This is a genomic window from Gardnerella bivia, from assembly GCF_049262715.1.
GTDB classification, from domain to species: Bacteria; Actinomycetota; Actinomycetes; order Actinomycetales; family Bifidobacteriaceae; genus Bifidobacterium; species Bifidobacterium vaginale_A.
Genome location: NZ_CP058399.1, coordinates 401,383 through 424,252, shown reverse-complemented (window position 1 = coordinate 424,252; position 22,870 = coordinate 401,383). Strand labels below are relative to the sequence as shown.

Annotated in this window: 20 protein-coding genes and 1 pseudogene; 15 read left to right on the top strand and 6 right to left on the bottom strand. The window is 40.1% G+C overall.

The features are described 5' to 3' along the window. Positions 1 to 43 precede the first annotated feature (43 nt). The 8 genes from HXT27_RS01960 (at position 44) to HXT27_RS01925 (ending at position 8,523) form a co-directional block, all read left to right on the top strand. Complete coding sequence (locus HXT27_RS01960) at positions 44 to 283, top strand: ATP synthase F0 subunit C (protein ID WP_075523893.1); 240 nt, start codon at positions 44 to 46, stop codon at positions 281 to 283. Positions 284 to 343: 60 nt separating this feature from the next. Beyond that, positions 344 to 883, top strand: a complete 540-nt coding sequence (locus tag HXT27_RS01955; protein WP_075523892.1) for a F0F1 ATP synthase subunit B — start codon at positions 344 to 346, stop codon at positions 881 to 883. 13 nt (positions 884 to 896) lie between these two features. Beyond that, positions 897 to 1,478, top strand: a complete 582-nt coding sequence (locus HXT27_RS01950) for a F0F1 ATP synthase subunit delta (RefSeq protein ID WP_075523891.1) — start codon at positions 897 to 899, stop codon at positions 1,476 to 1,478. 97 nt (positions 1,479 to 1,575) lie between these two features. Then, positions 1,576 to 3,249: a F0F1 ATP synthase subunit alpha gene (gene atpA / locus HXT27_RS01945; RefSeq protein ID WP_075523890.1), complete on the top strand. Its 1,674-nt coding sequence runs from the start codon at positions 1,576 to 1,578 to the stop codon at positions 3,247 to 3,249. 3 nt (positions 3,250 to 3,252) lie between these two features. Beyond that, positions 3,253 to 4,257 carry a F0F1 ATP synthase subunit gamma gene (locus HXT27_RS01940; RefSeq protein WP_075523889.1) on the top strand — a complete coding sequence of 335 codons (1,005 nt, stop codon included), beginning with the start codon at positions 3,253 to 3,255 and terminating at the stop codon, positions 4,255 to 4,257. Positions 4,258 to 4,262: 5 nt separating this feature from the next. Then, positions 4,263 to 5,750, top strand: a complete 1,488-nt coding sequence (gene atpD, locus HXT27_RS01935) for a F0F1 ATP synthase subunit beta (RefSeq protein WP_103043377.1) — start codon at positions 4,263 to 4,265, stop codon at positions 5,748 to 5,750. Between the two features lie 2 nt (positions 5,751 to 5,752). Continuing rightward, positions 5,753 to 6,067, top strand: coding sequence for a F0F1 ATP synthase subunit epsilon (locus HXT27_RS01930; RefSeq protein WP_075523887.1), 315 nt, complete (start codon positions 5,753 to 5,755; stop codon positions 6,065 to 6,067). A gap of 368 nt (positions 6,068 to 6,435) precedes the next feature. Beyond that, positions 6,436 to 8,523 (top strand): leucine-rich repeat domain-containing protein, encoded by a 2,088-nt coding sequence (locus HXT27_RS01925; protein WP_103043378.1) that lies wholly within the window; start codon positions 6,436 to 6,438, stop codon positions 8,521 to 8,523. Positions 8,524 to 8,549: 26 nt separating this feature from the next. Here HXT27_RS01925 and HXT27_RS01920 read toward each other — a convergent pair whose 3' ends face one another. The 3 genes from HXT27_RS01920 to HXT27_RS01910 all read right to left on the bottom strand — a co-directional run bounded on the left by HXT27_RS01920 (position 8,550) and on the right by HXT27_RS01910 (position 9,440). Beyond that, a complete protein-coding gene (locus HXT27_RS01920) occupies positions 8,550 to 8,741 on the bottom strand; it encodes a hypothetical protein (RefSeq protein ID WP_158245142.1) in 192 nt (63 codons plus the stop codon). Between the two features lie 137 nt (positions 8,742 to 8,878). After that, positions 8,879 to 9,181, bottom strand: a complete 303-nt coding sequence (locus HXT27_RS01915) for a HigA family addiction module antitoxin (protein ID WP_103043380.1) — start codon at positions 9,179 to 9,181, stop codon at positions 8,879 to 8,881. After that, positions 9,153 to 9,440 (bottom strand): type II toxin-antitoxin system RelE/ParE family toxin, encoded by a 288-nt coding sequence (locus tag HXT27_RS01910; RefSeq protein ID WP_103043381.1) that lies wholly within the window; start codon positions 9,438 to 9,440, stop codon positions 9,153 to 9,155. The genes HXT27_RS01915 and HXT27_RS01910 overlap by 29 nt, the downstream gene beginning before the upstream one ends. Positions 9,441 to 9,690: 250 nt before the next feature. On the opposite strand from HXT27_RS01910, the gene HXT27_RS01905 reads away from it, so the two are divergent. Further along, positions 9,691 to 10,653: a Fic family protein gene (locus HXT27_RS01905; RefSeq protein ID WP_103043382.1), complete on the top strand. Its 963-nt coding sequence runs from the start codon at positions 9,691 to 9,693 to the stop codon at positions 10,651 to 10,653. A gap of 422 nt (positions 10,654 to 11,075) precedes the next feature. Then, on the top strand, positions 11,076 to 12,398 hold the full coding sequence (locus HXT27_RS01900) for a Fic family protein (protein WP_103043383.1): 1,323 nt from the start codon (positions 11,076 to 11,078) through the stop codon (positions 12,396 to 12,398). A 329-nt stretch (positions 12,399 to 12,727) separates the two neighbouring features. On the opposite strand, the gene HXT27_RS01895 is transcribed toward HXT27_RS01900, so the two are convergent. From HXT27_RS01895 to HXT27_RS01885, 3 genes are all read right to left on the bottom strand, one after another. Next, positions 12,728 to 14,272, bottom strand: coding sequence for a thiol-activated cytolysin family protein (locus HXT27_RS01895; protein WP_103043384.1), 1,545 nt, complete (start codon positions 14,270 to 14,272; stop codon positions 12,728 to 12,730). A gap of 717 nt (positions 14,273 to 14,989) precedes the next feature. After that, the gene (locus tag HXT27_RS01890) at positions 14,990 to 16,108 is read right to left on the bottom strand and encodes a hypothetical protein (protein WP_075523880.1); all 1,119 of its coding nucleotides are present in this window, start codon (positions 16,106 to 16,108) and stop codon (positions 14,990 to 14,992) included. Next, a complete protein-coding gene (locus HXT27_RS01885) occupies positions 16,105 to 17,244 on the bottom strand; it encodes an ABC transporter ATP-binding protein (RefSeq protein WP_075523879.1) in 1,140 nt (379 codons plus the stop codon). The genes HXT27_RS01890 and HXT27_RS01885 overlap by 4 nt, the downstream gene beginning before the upstream one ends. Positions 17,245 to 17,632: 388 nt before the next feature. On the opposite strand from HXT27_RS01885, the gene gatC reads away from it, so the two are divergent. The 5 genes and pseudogenes from gatC (at position 17,633) to HXT27_RS01860 (ending at position 22,776) form a co-directional block, all read left to right on the top strand. Then, positions 17,633 to 17,929 carry an Asp-tRNA(Asn)/Glu-tRNA(Gln) amidotransferase subunit GatC gene (gene gatC / locus HXT27_RS01880; protein ID WP_004114131.1) on the top strand — a complete coding sequence of 99 codons (297 nt, stop codon included), beginning with the start codon at positions 17,633 to 17,635 and terminating at the stop codon, positions 17,927 to 17,929. A 3-nt stretch (positions 17,930 to 17,932) separates the two neighbouring features. Continuing rightward, a complete protein-coding gene (gene gatA, locus HXT27_RS01875) occupies positions 17,933 to 19,474 on the top strand; it encodes an Asp-tRNA(Asn)/Glu-tRNA(Gln) amidotransferase subunit GatA (RefSeq protein ID WP_103043385.1) in 1,542 nt (513 codons plus the stop codon). 33 nt (positions 19,475 to 19,507) lie between these two features. Next, positions 19,508 to 21,007, top strand: a complete 1,500-nt coding sequence (gene gatB / locus HXT27_RS01870) for an Asp-tRNA(Asn)/Glu-tRNA(Gln) amidotransferase subunit GatB (RefSeq protein ID WP_103043386.1) — start codon at positions 19,508 to 19,510, stop codon at positions 21,005 to 21,007. 244 nt (positions 21,008 to 21,251) lie between these two features. Further along, positions 21,252 to 22,067: pseudogene (locus HXT27_RS01865) on the top strand (GNAT family N-acetyltransferase); the annotation flags it as partial. Between the two features lie 394 nt (positions 22,068 to 22,461). Further along, positions 22,462 to 22,776, top strand: coding sequence for a DUF2469 domain-containing protein (locus HXT27_RS01860; protein ID WP_075523876.1), 315 nt, complete (start codon positions 22,462 to 22,464; stop codon positions 22,774 to 22,776). Positions 22,777 to 22,870: the final 94 nt, after the last annotated feature.

Sequence of the window (22,870 nt, the reverse complement as noted above, 5' to 3'; positions counted from 1 at the left end):
ACAGTTTAACTACTGTAAGCAGTTTATAAAGAAAGGAATAAAAATGAATACTATCGTTGCTCTCGCAGGTTTGACTGGTAACCTCAGCATTCTTGGATTTGCTATTGCAACTATCGCTCCAGCATTAGGTATGTCTTTTGTAGTATCTAAGGCTATGGAATCCACAGCTCGTCAGCCAGCGGTTGGCAATCGTGTACAGTTGTTCATGTTCGTAGGCTTGGCCTTCATTGAGGTTTTGGGCTTGCTCGGATTCGTTTCATACATCATGGGTATGAACGCCTGAGTAAAGACTTTATGTGTAGACGTGAAAACGTCATAAGTAATAAAAAAGAAAGGACAAGCCATGGCTTTTGCAGCCGGAGATAGTAAATTGGCATTGTTCTTGCCTGAAGCTTACGATCTCGTGTGGTCGCTCATCATTTTGGTGATTCTTGCCGTATTCTTCTACAAGTTTGTTATGCCAAAGTTCCAAGCAATTTTCGATGAACGTGCAGAAAAAATTGAAGGCGGAATGGCTAAAGCTGCTGAAACACAGCGTGAAGCAGATGAGCTTAAAGAAAATATTGAATCTCAAGTAGCTCAGGCTCAAGCCGATGCTGCTAAAACACGAGAGCAAGCTCGTTCAGAAGCTTCAAAGATTATTGATGAAGCTCGCCAGCGTGCTGAACATGATGCTGCGAAGATTATTAGTGAAGCGCAGCGTTCTATTGAAGCTCAGCATAAGCATGCTATGTCTAGTCTTCAAGGAGAGGTTTCAGTATTGGCCGCTGCCTTGGCAGGCAAGATTCTTGCATCGAAGTTGGATGATGAAAAAGTGAGCGCACAAGTTCTCGACCACGTCATTGATGAAGTTGAGAATACAGAAAATTCAGATCATGAATAGTGGGAGGTAAAGGATGCAGGCAAAAGCATCGCGAGTGAGTGAGAGCTTATCTCGTACTTCGCTTGTGCAAGCCATTACGGACGCGCACGACGAGGCACAGCGTATTGCCGACGAGTTGTCTTTGTTAGTAGACACTCTTAATCAGTATCCTGAGCTTTCTGATGCAATTACTGATCCGAATAGATCTTCTGAAGATAAATCTCGTCTTATTGACGATCTTATAGGAGATAAAGCGCATCCAGTTGTGTTACGCATCATGCATTACTTAGTTGGTACATGGCATGGCGGAGAAGATACCGGTAAGAAAGGTAGCTTTGGTGGTGCATGGTCTGGTTTCGAGCGTGAAGCTGGAGAAACATTAGTGACAGTAACCACAGCACAGCCTCTTAGCGAGAAACAAATCAAGCGATTGATTGAGATTTACAGTAAGAAATTGGGTCACCGTGCTTACATTAACCCAATTGTAGATCCTAATGTGCTTGGTGGTATGCGCATTTGCATCGGAGATAAAGTAACTGATCGTACCATGTTGATGCAGCTGAAACAATTACAGCGTTCAGCGCGCAATGGTGCATGGACTCAGGCAATTAAATAATGCTTATGGCAAATTTGTGTGATATTCACAATTTGCTGAAAGCCAAAGCTTGGAGCGAATAGCTTCACGCAAGTACATAATGTACATAAGGAGAATTATGGCGGAACTATCTATTGATCCCGCCCTGATCCGCAAGGCTCTAGATGGGTTCGTTGACTCGTATAAGCCAACAGATATGCCAACTCAAGAAGTTGGATATGTTGTTACGGCTGGCGATGGCATTGCTCACGTAGCTGGATTGTCCGGCTGCATGGCGAATGAGTTGCTTACGTTCGAGAACGATACTCTTGGTCTTGCGTTCAATCTTGATGCTCATGAAATTGGCGTAGTTATACTAGGCGATTTTACTGGCATTGAAGAAGGGCAGGAAGTATATCGCACAGGTGAGGTGTTATCCGTACCAGTGGGTGATGCTTACCTTGGTCGTACTGTGGATCCTTTGGGTGCTCCTATTGATGGATTGGGTGCGATTGAGTGCAAAGAGCGTCGTATTCTTGAAGCTCAAGCACCAGATGTGATTCACCGTCACCCTGTTGATGAACCATTGTCAACAGGTTTGAAGGCAATTGATGCTATGACGCCAATAGGACGCGGTCAGCGTCAGCTTATTATTGGTGATCGCCAGACAGGTAAGACTGCAATTGCTATTGATACTATTATCAATCAGCGTGCAAATTGGGAAACTGGAGATCCGAAGAAACAAGTTCGTTGCATCTATGTGGCAATTGGACAAAAGGGTTCAACTATTGCTGCTGTACGTCAGAGCCTTGAAGAAGCAGGAGCTATGAAGTATACAACGATTGTTGCTAGCCCAGCTTCTGATTCTGCAGGTTTTAAGTATATTGCGCCTTACACTGGTTCGGCTATTGGTCAGCATTGGATGTATAACGGCAAACATGTTTTGATTGTATTCGATGATTTGTCGAAGCAAGCAGAAGCATACCGTTCAATTTCCTTGCTTTTGCGCCGTCCACCTGGGCGTGAAGCTTATCCAGGTGATGTTTTCTATCTTCACTCTCGTTTACTTGAACGTTGCGCTAAGCTATCCGATGATTTGGGTGGCGGTTCTATGACAGGCTTGCCAATTATTGAAACAAAGGCAAACGATGTTTCCGCATACATTCCAACCAACGTGATTTCTATTACTGATGGTCAAATCTTCTTGCAGTCTGATTTGTTTAATGCTGGTCAGCGTCCTGCAGTCGATGTCGGTATTTCCGTTTCCCGTGTTGGTGGTGCTGCTCAAGCAAAGGCTTTGAAGAAAGTTTCTGGCATGCTGAAGATCTCCTTGGCTCGCTATAAGTCTTTGGAATCCTTTGCAATGTTTGCTTCAGATTTGGATGCAGCTTCCAAGGCTCAGCTTACTCGTGGTGCTCGTTTGACTGAGTTACTTAAGCAGAAGCAGTTCTCTCCTCGCTCTATGGAGCAAGAGGTTGTTTCTGTATGGGCAGGTACGCATGGCAAGCTTGATGATATTCCTGTAAAAGATGTTTTGCGTTTTGAAAGCGAATTATTAGATTACCTTGATAAAGGAACTGATATTTTGCAAGTAATTCACGATACTGAAGATTTTACTAAGGAAACTGAGTCTAAGCTTGATGCTGCTATTGACGATTTCCGCAGAACATTTAAGACTTCTGCTGGTAAGCCTTTGATCGTGAAGGATTCTTTGCCGCCAGCTGAAAATCCTGCTCCTGTTGAAAAAGAGCAGCTTATAGCTAAGAAGTCTGAAAAGCGTAAATCTGATTCTAACGAGTCTGGGGAGAAGTAGTATATGTCTTCCCAACTTGCATTGAAATCGAGGATTATTTCCACACAGTCTTTGGGTAAAATATTCAAAGCTCAGGAAATGATTGCGTCATCACATATTGCTAAATCTCGCGATATTGCTTTGAACGCAAAGCCATATAGTGATGCGATTTTCGATGCCGTGCAGGCGCTGGTGGCTCATCATGAGGAAAATGTTAAGCATCCTATTTTTGGTAAAACAGGTGGCGGTAATCGTGTTGCTGTGCTTGCGCTAACTTCAGATCGTGGTATGGCTGGTGCTTTTACGTCTTCAATTATTCGAGAGACGGAAGCATTGCTTGCAAAATTAGATTCTGAAGGTAAGCATGCTGAGCTATACGTTTACGGACGCCGTGGAGCAACATATTACAAGTATCGTAATAGAGATGTTGCAGGCACTTGGGAAGGTTCTACGGATCATCCTGATGTGACTATTGCAGAAAAAATTTCTGATACTTTAATGGATGCTTATATGAAGCCAGAAAATGATGGTGGAGTTTCTGAACTATATATTGTTTTCACTGAGTTCATCAATATGGTCAGACAAAAGGTGCGTACTTTGCGCATGCTGCCTGTGGAATTAGTTCCATTAAAGGATGGCGAAGAATTTTCTATGCACCGTCCTGATTATGAGGCAGCTTCAGGTCCATCAGCATCACTTTCTTCTACTGGTGCAGTGAACGCTCGTGTAGAAGCAGTAAGTCGTAGTAATCATGATGCAGTTGAATATTGCTTTGAGCCTAGCCCAGACGAAGTTTTGGACGCTGTTTTGCCAAAATATATTCAATCTCGTATTCATGAGTGTCTTTTGACTTCTGCTGCTTCAGAAACTGCAAGTCGCCAGAATGCTATGCATACGGCTACAGATAACGCACGTAATTTGGTTGAAGATTTGACGAGGAAACTCAATGCTTCTCGTCAGGCTTCTATTACGCAGGAACTTACCGAGATTATCGGCAGCGCGGATGCGCTGAATAATGAGGAGGATTAGGAGCAATGGCTGAAAATCAGACCACAGCACCTCCAGAGGCTAAAAAGGAAGTCGACCCAACAGCCGGTCACGTAACGCGTGTACAAGGTTCTGTTATTGATGTTGAGTTCCCTGTCGGCTATCTGCCGGATATTTATAATGCTCTCAAAGTTGATATTGCGACTGTTGGTAACACTGAGGGAGATACTGTTCACGAGATTACTTTGGAAGTTGAACAGCATCTTGGTGATTCTACTGTGCGCGCAGTGGCTTTGAAACCTACGGATGGTTTGGTTCGTGGTGCTTTAGTAAGAGATACAGGCGGTCCTATTTCAGTGCCTGTTGGCGATGTAACTAAAGGCCATGTGTTCGATGTAACTGGCAACATCTTGAATGCTAAGCCAGGTGAGCACATTGAAGTTACTGAGCGTTGGCCAATTCACCGTAACCCACCTGCTTTCGATCAACTTGAGTCTAAGACTCAAATGTTTGAAACAGGTATTAAGGTTATCGATTTGCTTACGCCGTATGTGCAAGGCGGAAAAATTGGTTTGTTCGGCGGTGCTGGCGTTGGTAAAACTGTGTTGATTCAGGAAATGATTCAGCGCGTTGCACAGAATCACGGTGGTGTTTCCGTGTTTGCTGGCGTTGGTGAACGTACTCGTGAAGGTAACGATTTAATCGGCGAAATGGCTGAAGCTGGAGTTTTGGAGAAAACTGCACTTGTCTTCGGTCAGATGGATGAGCCTCCTGGGACTCGTCTTCGCGTGCCTTTAACAGCTTTGACTATGGCTGAGTATTTCCGCGATGTTCAGAATCAGGATGTGTTGCTGTTTATTGATAACATCTTCCGCTTTACTCAGGCTGGTTCAGAGGTTTCTACGTTGCTTGGTCGTATGCCTTCCGCAGTGGGTTATCAGCCAAACTTGGCTGATGAAATGGGTGCGTTGCAGGAGCGTATTACTTCTACTCGCGGTCATTCTATTACTTCACTTCAGGCTATTTACGTGCCTGCAGACGATTACACTGATCCTGCACCTGCAACAACCTTCACTCACTTGGATGCAACTACAGAGCTTTCGCGTGATATTGCAGCTAAAGGTATTTACCCTGCTGTAGATCCTTTGGCTTCTACTTCTAGAATTCTTGATCCGCGTTATGTTGGTCAAGCTCATTATGATTGCGCTAATCGTGTGAAAGCTATTTTGCAACGTAATAAGGAGCTGCAAGATATCATCGCTTTGATTGGTATTGATGAGCTTGGTGAGGAAGATAAGACTACTGTGAGCCGTGCTCGTAAAATTGAGCAGTTCCTTGGTCAGAACTTCTATGTTGCTGAAAAGTTCACTGGTCGCCCAGGTTCTTACGTGCCAGCTGATGAAACCATTGAAGCGTTCACTCGCATTTGCGATGGCGTTTACGATGAGATTCCTGAGCAGGCATTCTCCGGTATTGGTGGCATTGATGATCTTGAGCATCGTTGGCACGATATGCAGCAAGAGTTTGGTGCGTGATTATGGTAGATAAGCAAGTAAAAACGCTGCGCGTTAGTGTAGTGGCAGCCAGGCATCCTGTGTGGGAAGGTGAAGCTAAGTTTGTGGTTATTCCTTCTGTGAATGGCTCGATGGGTATACTTCCTGGACATGAGGCTGTGCTTGCGTTAATTGATCACGGTTTAGTGAAAGTTGACGATTTAAAAGGAGAACGTCATGTTTTTAATGTGACTGACGGCTTCTTCTCCGTTGACTCTGATCATATTACGATTGCAGTGGAGCATAGTTGCAATGTTGATAAAGATGGTAATGTGCTTCCGAATGCTAATGTGATTTAGGCTTTTTCAAAGCGAAAGCCGGTACGAAAACAGGAGTTTGGACTATTCCAAGCTCCTGTTTTTATTTTGTTTTTTTATTATTTTGTTGTTGTCTTTGTTGGTTTATTTTGGGTTATTTTGTCGGTTTCTCTATAGTTGGAATGTTATTTTTTGGTGTGGGTGTAATGGGGTCGTTGGTGTGGTCGTGAATGGCTAGATTTTGGGGAAGTAACCCTATTTTTTACGTTGAATATTGTTAATTTTGGCTACGGGGGGGGGGTACTCTTTTTACTAAGTGTTGATTCATTCTGGTTTTAATTTCATTGTTTTACTAGTTTGTTTCGTCTTATAGTATTTGCGCTTTTGCGCGAGAGAAGAAAGGATAAATTATGCTAAATAAGAAAGCGATAGGTGCTTTTGTTGCTGCCGTGACTTTGCTTAGCGGTTTTGCTTTTGCATCTCTTCCTCCAGTTGCTTTTGCTAGCACGAGTGGCGGTGGTAATACTGAGAATAGTGTGCATGATGATAACGATAACATTGTGTTTAAAAATCAAGATTTTAAGTACGCTGTGCTTAACTCACTAAAAAGCAGTGGAATTATCAAAAATTCCATTGCTACTGAAGTTACTTATGGTCAAGCTAAACAAGTGAAAAGTTTAGATCTTACAACGTATAAAAGTAATACTAGTACAGATTTTTCAGGTATTGAGAATTTCATAAATCTTGAAAGTCTTAAATTTGATGGTGGCGCCTTCTCTGACGACAGCTTAAAGTCGATTGGGAAACTTACTAAATTGACTAAGCTTAATATCTCTGGTAGTACAATAAGTGGTATTACTAGTCTTGATTCGCTTAAGAGTCTTACTAAATTACAAGAGTTGACTATAGATATTTATCTTGGTACTACAACTTCAGTATCTGATCTTTCTCCTTTGAAGGATCTTACGAAATTAACTAAATTACGTATTCCAACTAAGAGCGTTACTAGTCTTGATCCTATTAAGAGTCTTACTAAATTACAAGAGTTATACTTACAAGATGGAAATGGTCGGTGTAAGATCTCTGATATTTCGAAGTTGACTAATTTTAAAGATCTTGAAGATTTAAATATCGGTGTAACTAAGAGTGTTACTAGTCTTGAGCCTTTGAAGGATCTTACTAAATTAAAGAATGTAGAGGTATGGGGAAGTAAGTTCTCAGATCTTTCACCTTTAAGTGAAAAGAATTTAGACGAATTGCATATTAGTGAATATACTGGTAGTGATTCTAGTGTAATTTCTAGTTTTACGAACTTAAGCTTTTTAGAGCTAGGTCGTGCTGAAAATATCAAAGATTTTTCTTTCGTGAGTAAGTTTACTAAATTAAAGAGATTGTTTTTATCTGAGTCTTACGTGTCTAGTCTTGAGCCTTTGAAGAATCTTACGAACTTAACAGAGTTGGATATATCTGGTGATTTTTCGGATCTTACGCCTTTGCATGCTCTCACGAACTTAACAAGGTTGGGTGCGCGCGGTGATTTTTCGGATCTTACGCCTTTGAAAGATCTTACTAAATTACGAACTTTGACCCTAAGCTCTGACAATCTTTCAGATCTTTCACCTATTAAGAATTTAAGCGTTCTGAACTTTATTTACCTAACTGCATGTAGTTTAAAGAATATAGCTCCATTAAGTAATCTTAAGATTCTTTCATGGGTGTCTATAGGTTGTTGCAATAGTATTGAAAATTATGCTCCGTTAAAAGACTTATCTAATCTTACTCATTTGTCAGTTAATAGTAGTGCGCAAAACGATGCTAATATAGCAGAGTTGAAGAAGAGTGGTTTGGATATTAAGTTCGAGAATTGCCCTGGTTTCTGCAAGCCTAAGCAGCATCATATCAATGGTGGCGGTAGTGGTGATGTTCCTACTCCACATGGCGGTACTGTTAATACTTCGAATTCCATGCCGTCTGCGCCTAAAGTCCCTGCTGCTCCTAAGAGTGTGAATGATCTTAAGAATGAAGTTAAGAATAAGATTGTTGTTGGGAATAATAATGTTGCTAACGCTGGTGTGACTAATAGGGTTGTTGTTCATGTTGACAATGAGAGTTTCAATAATGAGTTGAAGCAGAAGGGTTCTGTGCGCGCTTATGCGTTTATATACTCTACTCCTAAGCTTTTGCGCGGTGCTGATGGTAGTGATTATGTGACTGTTAAGGCTGGTGCGAATGGTGTTATATCGTTCGATGCTAAGTTCCCTGATGGTTACTCTGGTAAGCATACTGTTGTTCTTGTTGATCAAGAGGGTAATCAGCTTGCTTGGACGAATATTACAGTTAAGAATAATGTTAAGAAGGATGCTACTACCAAGAAGGATAGGAAGCATTCTTTGCCGATTACTGGTGTTAATGTTGTTCTAACATTGTTTGTTATGTTAATGTTCGCTACTGCTGGTGGCTTGCTTACTGCTGGCGGCTTGTTGCGTAAGATTCGCTAGTTAGTATGGTCGCTAGTTAGTGGTTTCTATAGTTTAGCAATTAGTTTAAGGGCTTTTGAACGTGCTCGCATTGTTTTACACATTGTGTTCGCGTTTGAAAGCCCTTTTGTTGTTTGTTGTTTAAGTCTTTTTTGGGGGGATAACCCTCTTTTTTTATTACTTAGACCTTTTACTGAATCGACTGGTGTTTGCAAAACAATAATCATGGCATCTTTCATTGAAAGCGTATTCTTTGAAAATAAAATTTACGCATGTCAAACAGATGTAATTTGTGTACGGATTTTTGATTCTCCTGAACTTAATGAGCAATCGAAACTAAAAATCGACACTTAAAGCAGGTAGAATCCGCATGGCGTTACGCCGAAACGAGTGGCTGTATCTTGCCTATGCTGGATTCGTCAAATCGCAGAATGTCGTAGTCGCGTTGAAGGTTGAGCCAGAAATCTGGTGTTGTTCTAAAAGCTTTAGATAGCTTGTATGCCATTGCTACGCTGATTGCACGTTTGCCGTTGAGAATCTCTCCAATAGCTGTTTGCGATGTGCCGATAGCGTGAGCAAGTTTGTATGAGCTGATTTTAAGCGGTTCCATAAATTCTTCGCGCAAAATTTCACCTGGAGTGCTCAAGTAGTCATCTGTGGTAGTCGTCGAAGTAGACATCGTAAGCTTCTTTCGTATTGTCGTTCCATTTGAAAATTAGTCTGTATTGTTTATTTACTCTGATGCTCCAGTATCCAAGTAGATTGCCTTTGAGTGGCTCAAGCTGATTTCCTGGCAGTGCTTTAAGGTCTTGTAAATTGTATGCAGCCTTTAGTATCTGTAGCTTTCTTTTTAGGATTTTTTCTAATCCTGTGGGATAACCTTTTGGGTATGGACCGCCGTATAGGTAATCATTAAGTTCCTTTTCTCTTGTCTCCATAAAACTATGGTAACGTATTGCGTTACTAACGTCAAGCGTTAGTGTTGCTTGAATAGTGAACGTGTGATGTTGCCGATGCTGGATTCGTTAAATTTCGAATCTTTACTTTTGCGTGCGTAAAATCGCAATTATCTTTACTTTTGATGTTGATTATGGGAAAATAAGTAAAGATTTTAGTGCGTTAGTATTTAGATTCGTAATAATTCATCTCCATAAAGCAAGGCAAGAGGCAGAAAGAGAAGCGTTAAAAATGTATGATTACACGGGATTGAACAACATGCTGCGTGAAAAAGGCGTTAAAAAATCGCAGTTAGCAGCCGAGTTGCATATTTCTTCTCGTACGATTGCAAAAATCTCAAAAGGTGAAAAACTATCAAATTTAGTAATCGCGAAGATTAGCAACTATTTACAATGTAATCCGAGTGAATTGTATTGCGTAATCTCAAGTAACCCTATTTTGCAAAGGCTGAGGGAAGAAAAGGCGTATCGTATTCCAGGCGGAATTTATCACGAGCTTCAAATTCGTATGACGTACAACTCGAATCATATTGAAGGAAGCCAGCTGAGTGAAGATCAAACTAGGCGAATTTTTGAAACTAATACTATTGATTCCGAAGAAAAAGCGGATGGTGTAGTTGATGGCGCGGATTCAAGTGTTGGCGTAGTAGAGAACACAAGTATTAAGGTTGACGACATTGTTGAAACAGTGAATCATTTTCGCGCGATTGATTACTGTATTGACGTTGCTGAAGAGCCTCTTAGTGAAGACATGATTAAGCATTTACATTTGTTGCTTAAACGTGGAACCAGTGATGAGCTTCTACCTTGGTTTCGTGTGGGTGATTACAAGTTGCGCGCGAATGTTGTAGGCGGTGTGCAAACTTGCGATCCGAAAAAAGTGCATGAGGAGATTAGCAAGTTGTTGGCAGAATACCTTGCTAAAACTTATTTGCAGCTAGAAGATATAGTTGATTTTCATTACAGATTTGAGCGGATACACCCATTTCAGGATGGTAATGGTAGAGTTGGGCGTTTGATTGCTTTTAAGGAATGCTTAAAGCATAATATTGTGCCGTTTATTATTGAGGATCAAAAGAAATATTACTATTATCGCGGTCTCAAAGAATACAGTAATGAGCGAGGGTTCCTAGTTGAAACTTGCTATGATGGTCAAGATACGTTCCGCGCGCTGTTGAAGCTTTTTGGGTTGTAACGCGTTCTGTTTATTGCGTTTTGAGGCTCGTGTGAATATCACCTCACTTCGCAAAATTAAAAAATTTTCAAATTTGCGAAGTGGTATTTGCTTGGCATTAAAACGCGTAAATCATGTTACGCCGAAACGAGTGGCGTGACGTTTGTTTTTGCAGAAATGTTTTTTCTATAGTGCGTTCTTGCCAAAATGTCGGTATAGATGAATATTTTTCGCGCGCTATGCCTTCATTTTGGGAAAATGTCGGTATAGAATAGACTTTTACATTAGCTATGCGATCAATTTGTAATAAATGCGTTATTTGTGTATAAGCCAAATGGCGCAAACAAAATGGCGCAAACAAAAATATTGCAAGCCAATACTACAAAATCTTTAATAACGTAAACGCAATAATGTAAACGCAATAATGTAAATGGAGTCGCATTATGGATTACAAAACAATACGCAAGATAGTTGCAATGTCTAAAAGTAATGCAAAACCTTGTGATATTGCGGAAGAAGAATATCGATTGCGCATTGATAATCCTGCAACGTATCGTTCCGGAATTGTATTTGATAAGCATGAAATCTTTGCAACGTGCGTAACGGATCTTGTAACTCACATGAATGATATTGCGTATGCTGAAAAAGCGGTTGAAAAAGCGTGGAATGAGTTACCACGGTTTGCTCAGCGCGAGTATTTAATGCAACTTATTGCAAAAGAAGTGCAAAATACCAACATTATTGAAGGTGTGCATAGCACTAGAAAAGAGCTTTCCAAAGCGCTTGACGCTGCGAGCGAGCAAAACAAGCATACGCGTTTTAGTGAATTTACTAAGCTTTTTCTTGAGCTTGCAGATTCTAAAGAAAAGTCTGTTGCGGAATCTGTTGCGGAATCTGTTGCGGATTTGAATGTAAAGTCAGTTGCGGATTCAAAGGAGAGTAGCACTTCAATTCCGCAAACATTGCAAGATATACGAAAAATCTACAACAGTATTATGCAGGGTGAATTAGAATCAAAAGACATTCCAGATGGCGAGATTTTTAGGAGCGGGAAAGTAAGTATTCGTGATGGTGCAAATAATGTAGTGCACGATGGCGATGCAACGGAAGCGGAAATTCAAGATCATTTAACGCAGATGTTGAGTTTGATGAATAGCAACAAAGTCCCAACGCTTATTAAAGCGTGCATGTGTCACTATGCTTTTGAGAGCGTGCACCCGTTTTACGATGGAAACGGCAGAACTGGGCGGTTTTTGCTTGCTTTGCAATTGCACGAGCAGCTTTCGATGCCAACAATTTTGAGCCTAAGCTCTATAATTTATGCAGAAAAATCTGGATACTATGCTGCTTTTTCTAAAGCTCAGGAGCTGTTTAATTGCAATGATTTAACTATGTTCTGCTGTACGATGTTGGAATATATTGAAAAAGCACAGAACGAAGTATTTGACAATATTAGTGTGCAATTAAAACAGATTATTTACTGCATGGATAAGCTATTCGAGTTTTCCAAAAAAACAGCGATTTCTAAAGTGCAGCGTGAAGTTCTGACCATTTTGTTGCAAAATAAGCTTTTTTCGTATAATCCAACTCCAATGACTCGCAAGCAATTAAGCGAATATGTTGGAAATGCAATTGGTGAGCAGATTGGTGAGAGAAAGATTGTGAGCGCGCTTAATGGTTTGGTTGAGCTTGAAATGGTTGATTCTATTGGTGAACGACCTATTCGGTATGAGCTTTCTAAAAAAGCTAATGAAATGTTTGTGTGAGTAAAGTTATATTTGAGAATGTTACTGCTAAAACATGCGATTTTCAAATGTTTTATTTTATAGTTAAATGCTTAATAGTTAAGGTTTTATAGTTAGGGGTTTTATAGTTAGGGACTTAATAGTAGTTGGGGCTTAATAGTAGTTAGGGATCTAATAATTAAGTGCTTAATAATTAGGGGTTTATAGTTAGATGCTTAATAGTTAAGTGTTTAATAATTAAGGGCTTTATCAAGTTTATACACAAGACAAAGCCCTTAAGCAATATTCACTTATTATTAACTTATATCTATCTACTTTACAGTTCTAACTGCAACTTCTTAGGATATAAATCAGTCGTTTTTCACGGTTTCTGCAACGCGTGGCCACAATGTAGTACCCCAGTTCTTGATTGTGCGCTGACGAACGAGCGGCAAATCGGAACGGTCGTACACAGTGCGCCATGGTTCCCAGAGCAAGCCGGTTTTCTCTACAAGCTTGATTCTAAGATTGCGTACATTGCCCTTGAACTGAATAGTGGTGTTGAAGTGAGCAGTACGATACTTTCCGTTGCCTTCCCAAGCGCGTGAACGCACGTACGGTGTGCCGTCAACTTCAGTTCCATATTCGTCCCAGTAGATGTAGTAGCGAGCTACGTAAGCTCCACGGTGATCTAATGTAAGATAACCATCGCGGTAAGAGGAAACTTTCGTTTCAATGTAGTCACTGTTGGATTGGAGTGTAGCTACTTCGTTATCTTTTACGAAAGAAGTAGTGTATGCAATTGGCACTGCTGGGCTAGATGTGCTCAGGTTTGCACCTTCCTGAATCAAAGCCTTAAGTGTATCAATGTTTCCAGTGATAACCTTAGCTGCGCCGTCTGCGCTACCTCCAAGAATTACTGCAGTTACAGAAGTCTTTTGAAGAATGCGATGGAATTCAGTATTTGGCTTAATTTCAACGCCCTTAATAGCAGCTTCTACTGCAGCTTGGAAGTCAGTGCTCTTGCTGCGAGTGTCAAACTTTACGTACATTGAACGACCGTAAGCAACGTTAGAAACGTATACTGGTGGATGCTTTTCGTCAATACCGCGTCTCTTTAAGCTTTCTGCGCTTGTGCATGGTGCGAAGAAATCAGATGGGCTATCTGGAGCATCTACGCTTACGTTGTAGTAAGTTTGCTTGAAGTTTACAATTTGAGTTTGCTTTTCACCTCTATGTACAGCATCAAAATCAATCTTCAGAGGTACGCCAATCTTTGCGAAATCAGCACCGAACTTTGCTTTAAGTTGATTCATGCTTTGTGCGCTTGCAGAGTCATATTGCATTTTTGCTGCAACTTGATGGCTTGCTGCGTATTGAGCATTCCACTTATATACAAGGTCGTTTACTGCTGAAGTCACAGTGCTCTTGGTTGGGCGCTTTACTGTTGCAACGCTTTCTCCGTCATGGAATCCTGGCAAATCAACGCTTAAGGTCAATGGGCCACGATTTGCTGAGATTAAGGTTGGCACGTTGTCCATCAAATTCTGGTCAGCGCGGAATAAAGCACCTGGGTATACGCGAGCATTATTTGCAGAAGTCACCGACAAATTAGAAGTAGTATTTGTGATGTTCTTCTTTTGATGTTCAACAACAATAAATTCTCCGCCTTTGTCGAAGCTATCGCTTGAGAATTTATTGTCAATTGACTCACCGTGACGCGCTAGAATATTAGTTTTATCGTATTTCAGATCCCAAAGGTAATCATTCAAGGCGTCTTTTTTGACTGCGCAAGAATCATTTTCTGGGGTCTCGGCTGGAGCTGCCATTGCTGGAAGAGCCAAGCCCTGTGGGATAATTGTTGCTCCTGCGAGCAACATCATCGCTACACTGCGATAGAACTTTGAGTTCACCATATTCGAACCTTCGTTAGATTGTAGATAATTGGTTTTTGAAACATTTGTCAATTTCGCTTCTTTGCTTTTGGCATAGTTTTTAATGTGCAATTCACAAATATTTCATTTTGTATATTATGCTATTTATTCATTTGTTACAACTCTTATTGCAGAAAATTTCTTTTTAACTAAAGTTTATATTTTAAAACGTTGATAAATGAATTATTTTGCGTTATTTATATTGTTGCTATTGGCGTGTTGACAGTCGTATTTAGATATTTTTCTAAAGATTAACAACATTTGTTACTAATCTTAAACATTTGCTTAGAAAACATTCCGATTTTACTTTTCGCAATATTTAATTCAGCTTAATTCAATCTATTAAAATTGCGTATATATTAAATCTATTGAATATTTATTCATAGTCAAATTTTCAATATTTACTTTTTCATTATTTAAATGTTTGTTTTTTATTTGTTATATATACTTTTTCATAATTAGAAACTTAACAAAATAATCATGCTAAATTGCAAAATTGTGTAACGCGTAAATTTTTTGCAAGTGCAACGATTGTATCCGTATGGGTGATTGTATTAGTGTCAGTGATTGCATTCGTATAAGCTCCTGCGAGCGCAGCTAGGTGTCTGGCATTAAAAAACGCTCGCACAATAAAGTGCAAGCGTTTTCTTAGCATGCTTATAAAACAAAAACAGCTGAAATACTAAAACTGGTTTTGTGTTATTTTACGATACTTCTCATTCTTTCTATAGTGTGTCCGATGCCGTATAAAATTGCTGCCCAAGCAATTAAAGAAACGAATGATAAACCAGCGTTCGGAATATAAATATTTGATTCTGTCGTATGAAGTGCCACTGCAGATATAAAATTATTTGCAGCGTTTAACGGAATCATACCTATTAAATTAACTATTGTTTTGAAGATAGGCTCGTGAAGTGGGTTTTGCGGAGCATAAGGGTTTAAGAATGTTTCAAGCTTTTCACCTTGAATCATGGTAATAACATAAAGTGTTAAATAAAAAGATACTATCATTTGTATTAAAGCTTGCGGGATTATAAATACTGGTGTAATGATTCTTGAAGACTTAAATATAAGCCCCAATCCGTAACCCATAATTGCAAATAAAGCCATGCATATTGCTGAAAGAAATACAATTGTAATAGATGTGTTGAAAGGATTTTGACTACCGAGTCTGCTTGTAACGTAATATCTTGAAAGTGTCATTGCAGATATTACGCCTACTGGGATCATAGAAATTATCTGTATGACAAATACGTACAGTACTACGGCAACTAATTTTGCAAATATAAGGGAATCACGTTTCGGAACAGCAACAGCTAATCCGCTTAGTATTTCTTTTTCGCGATCGCGAGATGCTGCAATTGCTGCGAAGGCAATAGAAACTACTACTGCAGACAGCGATATAATTATATACACTCCGGAAATAGTATTTTTTAGGATATTGATGTACTGGTCCATATTGCAATTGCTGTAGTAACGCCAAAAGCCGTTTACTTTTTCCTTTCGCGTTGAACAACTTTGTCTATTTGCTTCAAAAATTACTGATGATAATGAAATTCCATCGCCCTTATTTATGTACATTGTAAATACGTTTACGATAAATGAAAAAAATGATGTTAAAGCTAACGGAATCAGTATAAATAATGCAGTACACCACCATGTGAATTGCGTGCATAATAGTTTGATTATTTCAACTTTAAGTATGTTAAAGAATGTTAAATGGTAGCGCGTGATGCCTCTTGAAGATATAGAAGTCTGCATTCCTGGTTGCGTTTGGTTAATATTCATTGCATTTTGGTTCATAGTTTGTGCATTCATCGTACTTCTCCCTGAGTGTTATATTGCGATTGCTGCGAATATGGTTGAGATGAATATGATTTCGGCGGATTGTACTGTGCTTGTGAATACTGTTGCTGTAACGCTTGTTGGTATTGTTGTTCGTATTGCTGAATGTACTGTGGCTGTTGATATATAGGTTGATTTCCAACATTACCTGCTATATTTTCGTATTCACTTTTAGGAATAGAAACATATTGCATGTGATTTTTAGTAATAGAAATGTATGCAGCTTCTAAAGAGGGACTTTCACTATTTATTTGATATGTGATTAATTGTTGATTAGCAAAACTTCTAGATAAAGCTGTAATATCTGCATTGCATATTATGAAAGCTACACCTTCTTGGATATCGTCATTTTTGTTATCAACTCTAGTAACAGTACACTCTCTATGTTGAGACTGCATAATATAAAGAAGCTTTTTAGGCTCTGGTGTAATAACTCGAATTGCTGAATAGTGTGAGTAGTTTTCAGCAAAGTTCCTCACGTTATCTTGTAGCAAGATATTTCCATGAGCGATGATTACGATATCGTCTGCTACATTTGCAATTTCGCTTATTGTGTTTGAACTTACTAATACAGATCCGCCTGTTTTTGCATAATATTTGCACAAATCCCTCATCCAGTTGATGCCATCAGAATCTAAACCATGGAAAGGTTCATCTAGTATAAGATTGTGAGGGTCTGCTAGAAGGGCTATTGCAACTGATAAACGTTTACGCATGCCTGTTGACATTGCTCTAATTTTCATATTTTTTATATATGCAATTCCTGCAAGATTAATAACTTCTAATACGCGACTTTTTTCTATACCGTAAGTTTCCGCAATTCTATTAAGGTAACTAATCGCGCTTTTGCTGTAATCCTCAATTTTCATATCTAATACAGAACCAACTGTTTCAATTGGAGATTGAAGATTCTTATAAACCACGCCATCAAAGAGAACTTTTCCGCTGGTTAAATTTGTAAGTCCCAATGCGCATCGTATTAACGTTGACTTTCCGGATCCATTAGGCCCTATTAATCCTGTAACTCTGCCATTTTTTGCTACAAAAGAAACATTGTCTAACGCACATTTCTCATTATATAGCTTAGTTATATTTTGTATTTCTATCATAATTAGATGATACTGTTAATATCGCTGTAATCATAAGGTGAAAATAATATTTTGTAATAATTATTAAAAATGAATTTAATAATTTTATTTTGTAATTTATTGCCACGCATTATCTTTAAATATTTGCTTTTATGCTCGTATATTTATTTGATTATACAGATTTGTAGGGGTATAAATTGCACTATAAATAGTTGTCCACATTGATTTTCAATATTCGTAGTTTTTGCTATCAAATTGTTTGGGTTTTATTCACCATATATACTTTTGCGTTTAGAAACTTAACAAAAATAATCAGAAGAATTAAAGAGTTGAAAATCATAAATAATATTGCTGTTATTTATTATTTTTATGCTTCGAAAGGTCACGCATCACACATATAGTTAAGGCTATGCCTACATTCACACGAGAAGAAATTGAGCATCTGGGTGTTCTTTCCCAGATTGCGCTTAGCGACGAAGAAATTAGCCGCTTGCAAGGCGAATTAAACGTCATTGCAGAATCTATAAATAAAGTGCAGGAAGTTGCTGGCGAAGATGTGCCTCCTACTGCAAATCCAGTACCTCTTGAAGCGTATTTGCGACCAGATGAGCCTGCTACACCTTTGACTCAAGAGGAAGCTCTTTCCGGTGCTCCTAGAAGTGAGTCCGGCATGTTTGTAGCACCTCGCATTTTAGGGGAGGAATAAAGCATGACTAATACTCAAGATTTAGTAAAGCTTTCTGCTGCTCAAATGGCTGAGGCAGTGAAAAATAAAGAAGTTTCTAGCCGTGAGCTTGTTGAAGCTCATTTGCAAGTAATTGAATCAGCTGAGCCAGAAATCAAAGCATTTTTACATGTTTCTGCAGATATTGCGCTTGATCAAGCAGATGCTTTTGATAAAAAGAATGCAAAGGGTGAAACTGAAGGATTGCCTGAGCTTGCAGGTGTGCCAATTGCAATCAAAGATATGATTGTTACTAAGGGTATTCCTACTACTGCAGCTTCTAAGATTCTTGAAGGATGGATACCTCCTTACGATGCTACTGTTATCGAGAAATTAAAGGCAGCTGGTATGCCAATTCTCGGTAAGACAAATTTGGATGAGTTTGCTCAAGGCTCATCTACTGAGCATTCTGCTTATCAAACTACTTGCAATCCTTGGGATACTGAGCGCGTTCCAGGTGGTTCTGGCGGTGGTTCTGCAGCTGCTGTTGCAGCATTTGAAGCTCCTATTGCTTTAGGTACAGATACTGGCGGTTCAATTCGTCAGCCAGGTGCTTTAACTGGAACAGTCGGCGCAAAGCCAACGTATGGTGGAGTTAGCCGTTTTGGCGCTATTGCTATGGCAAGCTCCTTGGATCAGATTGGACCTGTTTCTCGTACAGTTCTTGATTCTGCACTTTTGCAAGAGGTTATTGGCGGAAATGATAGACGTGATTCTACTTCTATTCCTGCTCCTGTTCCTCCAATGGCTCAGGCTGCACGCGAGGGCGCTCGCCGTGATTTGAAGGGTTTGAAAGTCGGTCTTGTTAAAGAACTTAGTGGTGACGGTTTCCAGCCGGGCGTTGAAGCGCGCTTTAATGAAGCTGTTCAGTTGCTTAAAGATATGGGAGCAGAAGTAACAGAAGTTTCTTGCCCTCATTTCCCTTACTCTTTGGCTGCTTACTACATTATTATGCCTTCAGAAGTTAGCTCCAACTTAGCTCGTTATGATGGCATGCGTTACGGTTTGCGCGTAATGCCGCCGGCAGATAAGCCTCAAACAGCTGCAAATATGATGGCAGCAACTCGTGAAGCTGGTTTTGGTGACGAAGTAAAGCGTCGTATTATTCTCGGCACTTACGCTCTTTCTGCAGGATATTACGATGCATGGTATGGTTCTGCGCAGAAGGTTCGTACTCTTATTATTCGCGATTTTGAAGAAGCGTTTAATAAAGTAGATGTTCTCGTTTCTCCAACCAGCCCTACAACGGCATTTAAGTTCGGCGAGAAGATGAACGATCCGCTCTCAATGTATATGAATGATATTGCTACGATTCCTGCAAACATGGCTGGCGTTCCTGCATTGAGTATTCCATCTGGCTTAAGCGATGATGGTTTGCCTGTAGGTATTCAAATTATTGCTCCTCAATGCCACGATGAGAAGATGTACAAGCCTGCTGCAGCATTGGAAGCGGCGTTGCAAGAAAAATGGGGCGGCCCAATTTGGCGCTCGCTTAAAGCTAATTGGCTCGATTCATTGGCTAAGTAAAGTGAAGTAAAGCTTAAATAAGAAGGATATCTCATGGCTGAAAAACTTATGAAATATGCCGATGCTGTGGAGCAATTCGATCCAGTATTCGGTTTGGAAACGCACGTTGAGTTGTGCACGCGCACGAAGCTATTTTGCCCAGCGGAAGTGTCTTTTGGTGGTGAGCCAAATACTCAATTGACTCCTGTAAGTCTTGGTCTTCCAGGCTCTTTGCCTGTTGTAAATAAGACTGCAGTTGATTACGCGATTAAACTCGGTTTGGCTTTACATTGCGAAATTGCTGAGTGGAGCCAGTTTGCTCGTAAGAACTACTTCTACCCAGATATGCCGCGCGATTACCAAATTTCGCAGTACGATAAGCCTACTAACGGTAATGGCTATCTAGATGTAGAGCTTGAAGATGGAACTGTGTTCCGTGTGCCTATTGAGCGCGCACACATTGAGGATGATGCTGGTAAGAATACGCACGTTGGCGGTGCTGATGGACGTATTGAAGGCGCAAATCATTCTTTGGTTGATTACAATCGCGCAGGCGTGCCTTTGATTGAGATTGTTACTAAGCCAATCGAGGGTGCAGGCGCTCGCGCTCCAGAAATTGCTGGTGCTTATATGCGCGCTATTCGCGATATTGTTCGCGCTCTCAACATTTCCCATGCTCGTATGGAGCAGGGCAATATGCGCGCTGACGTGAACGTTTCTCTTCGCGCAAAGCCAACGGATCCATTTGGTACGCGTTCTGAAACAAAGAATGTAAACACGTTCCGCGGAATTGAGAAAACGTTGCAATATGAGATTCGCCGTCAGGCTGCTATTTTGAGCGAAGGCGGAGAGATCTTACAAGAAACTCGTCACTGGGATGAAGCAACTCAAACTACTGCAGGCGGTCGCGTAAAGTCGGATGCTGATGATTATCGTTACTTCCCAGACCCAGATTTGGTTATGCTTCACATCACAAAAGAGCATATTGAGCGCATTAAAGCGCAGATGCCGGAAATGCCTCGCGAGCGCCGTAACCGTTTGCAAAGCGAATGGGGTATTAGCGATCTTGAAATGCGAGATATTTTGAATGCTGATGCTCTTGATTTGGTTGAAGAAACCGTTAAGGCTGGTGCAAATGCAGCTGGTGCTAAGAAGTGGTGGCTTGGAGAGCTTGCTCGTGAAGCAAACACTCGTGGAGTAACTTTGGAAGAATTGCCTATTACTCCGAAAGACGTAGCTGAAGTTGAGCGCTTGATTGCAGACGGTAAGCTTAACGATAAGCTTGCAAAACAAACTGTTGCTTGCGTTTTGGCTGGTGAGGGCACGCCTGATGAAGTTGTTAATAAGCACGGATTTAAGGTTATGAACGATGACGGCGCTTTGGAAGCCGCTGTTGATGCAGCTCTTGCTGCTGATCCTGAAGTTGTTGAAAAGCTTAAGTCGGGCAATATGAAGCCGATGGGTGCGATTATTGGAGCAGTAATGCGTGCTACTAAAGGTCAGGCTGATGCTAAGGCTGTTACTAAGATTGTGATGGCTAAAATCAAAGCTTGATTTTATAGGTTCTGTACGTTTGCGTTTTATTCATAATTGTTGATATTTCGTAAGCGTGCAGAACCTTTTGTTGTATATTTATTTGTTGGTATGAATTATTTAGTGCGATGAAGCAGTTAGATTTTGTGTGGTCTGTTTGGAATAATAGTAGAAGTTGCAAATAGATAGTTTTGAATAAGAGTAAGATTATTATGATTCGATAGGGGATTTTGGGGAATAGTCGGAATAGATGGAAGATATGGATATGAAAGAAATGAATTTGAGTATTAGTGATGCTTGCGAGTCGCTTGATTCACGTGCACTTCCTGTGAGTATAGATATTCCAGAAATTCGCGGTGAGATGGCTAAACTTCGCCCTGCTACGCTTGATGATTTGTCTAGAATGGATGATTTGCACGCTTTTGATTCAGCTGCTTTAATAACAGGGAAAGATTCACAATCTGAACGTACTATGGTGCACGCTTGGGTTGAAAGATCTGTTCAATGGTCGAAAAATAGTTGTTTTGCAAATGATTCTTCTAATGAATGCAATGAATGCCGTTTTTCTGGAGATGTTCAATCGCGTCCTACTATAGCTTGGGCGATTGTGCCAGATGTTTTAGATGACGAAGAAAATAAGTCTGCGTCTATTATTGGAATGATTTTCTTGATCGATATTGATGGATGGGCTCGTTCTGCGCGAATTCAGGTTGTTCTTGGTCGTGATTATCGTGGTCGCGGTTATTCTCGTGATGCGATGCCTCGCGTTATGACATATGGTTTTGCGTCATTGCCTGTTGGTCTTGGAATGCATAGAATCTGGGTAGGTGTTCCTGCAACTAATACGCGTTCTCTTTCTGTTTATCAATCTTTAGGTTTCATGCGTACAGGTACTGCGCGTGATGCGTTGTGGGATTCTTATAATCAAAAGTATCAAGATTTTGTTGTTATGGATACTTTGGCAGATGAATATGACGCTATTCGCTCGCTTGATGCCTTTGGTCTGCATGTTATTGAAGAAAATCCTGGAGTTCGTGAAGCTTTAAGTGCTCATGAACATTCTATTGCTGTCCCTATTAAAACTTCATCTTCATTTGAAAAGCCTGGAGAATCTAAATTTAATGGTGTTTTGGATCACAATTCGGAAAGTTTTGATGATTCTTCTAAGGATGAAAGTAGTTCTAATATTTCTTCGATTAAAAGCAACAGTGTTAGTTTGAATGTTGGGAATGTTGGAAATGATGGAAATGTTGGAAACTACTCGAATGATGGAAACAATTCTATTAAATCGAAGAAGCAATCTAAGCGAGCTTGGTGGAGATTTTTAGGAAGAGATCGCAATAATCACAATAGCAATAAGTGGAATAATAAAAGTAGTGATAATCGAAATAATAAAATTAGTGAAAGCGAAAACAATAAGCTTGATAATTCTGCTTTGAGTCGCGTAAATAACACTACAACTGGGAGTGAAGTGAATGAGCGCTGAAGATCTTGACAATTATGAAACTGATGCAGAGCTTGCTTTGTATAAAGAGTATCGCGATGTAATAAAATTATTTACATATGTTGTGGAAACTGAGCGACGTTTTTATTTAGCGAATAAGGTTGATTTTAAGGCTTGCGCTGCTGGTCAGGATGTTTATTTTGATGTACAACTTACTGACGCGTGGGTGTGGGATGTTTATAGACCAACTCGTTTTGTAAAAACAGTGCGTATAGTGACTTTCAAAGATGTGAATGTTGAAGAAGTGCAAAAAACAGATATTGATATTCCTGAATCAATTGCTTAACTTAGAGCGATTGTTGTAGTTCGCTTAGTGTTCGGTACTATTAAAGTTTATACAATCTCACTATCTTACAGTGTGTGTATACTCTTTATGAGCG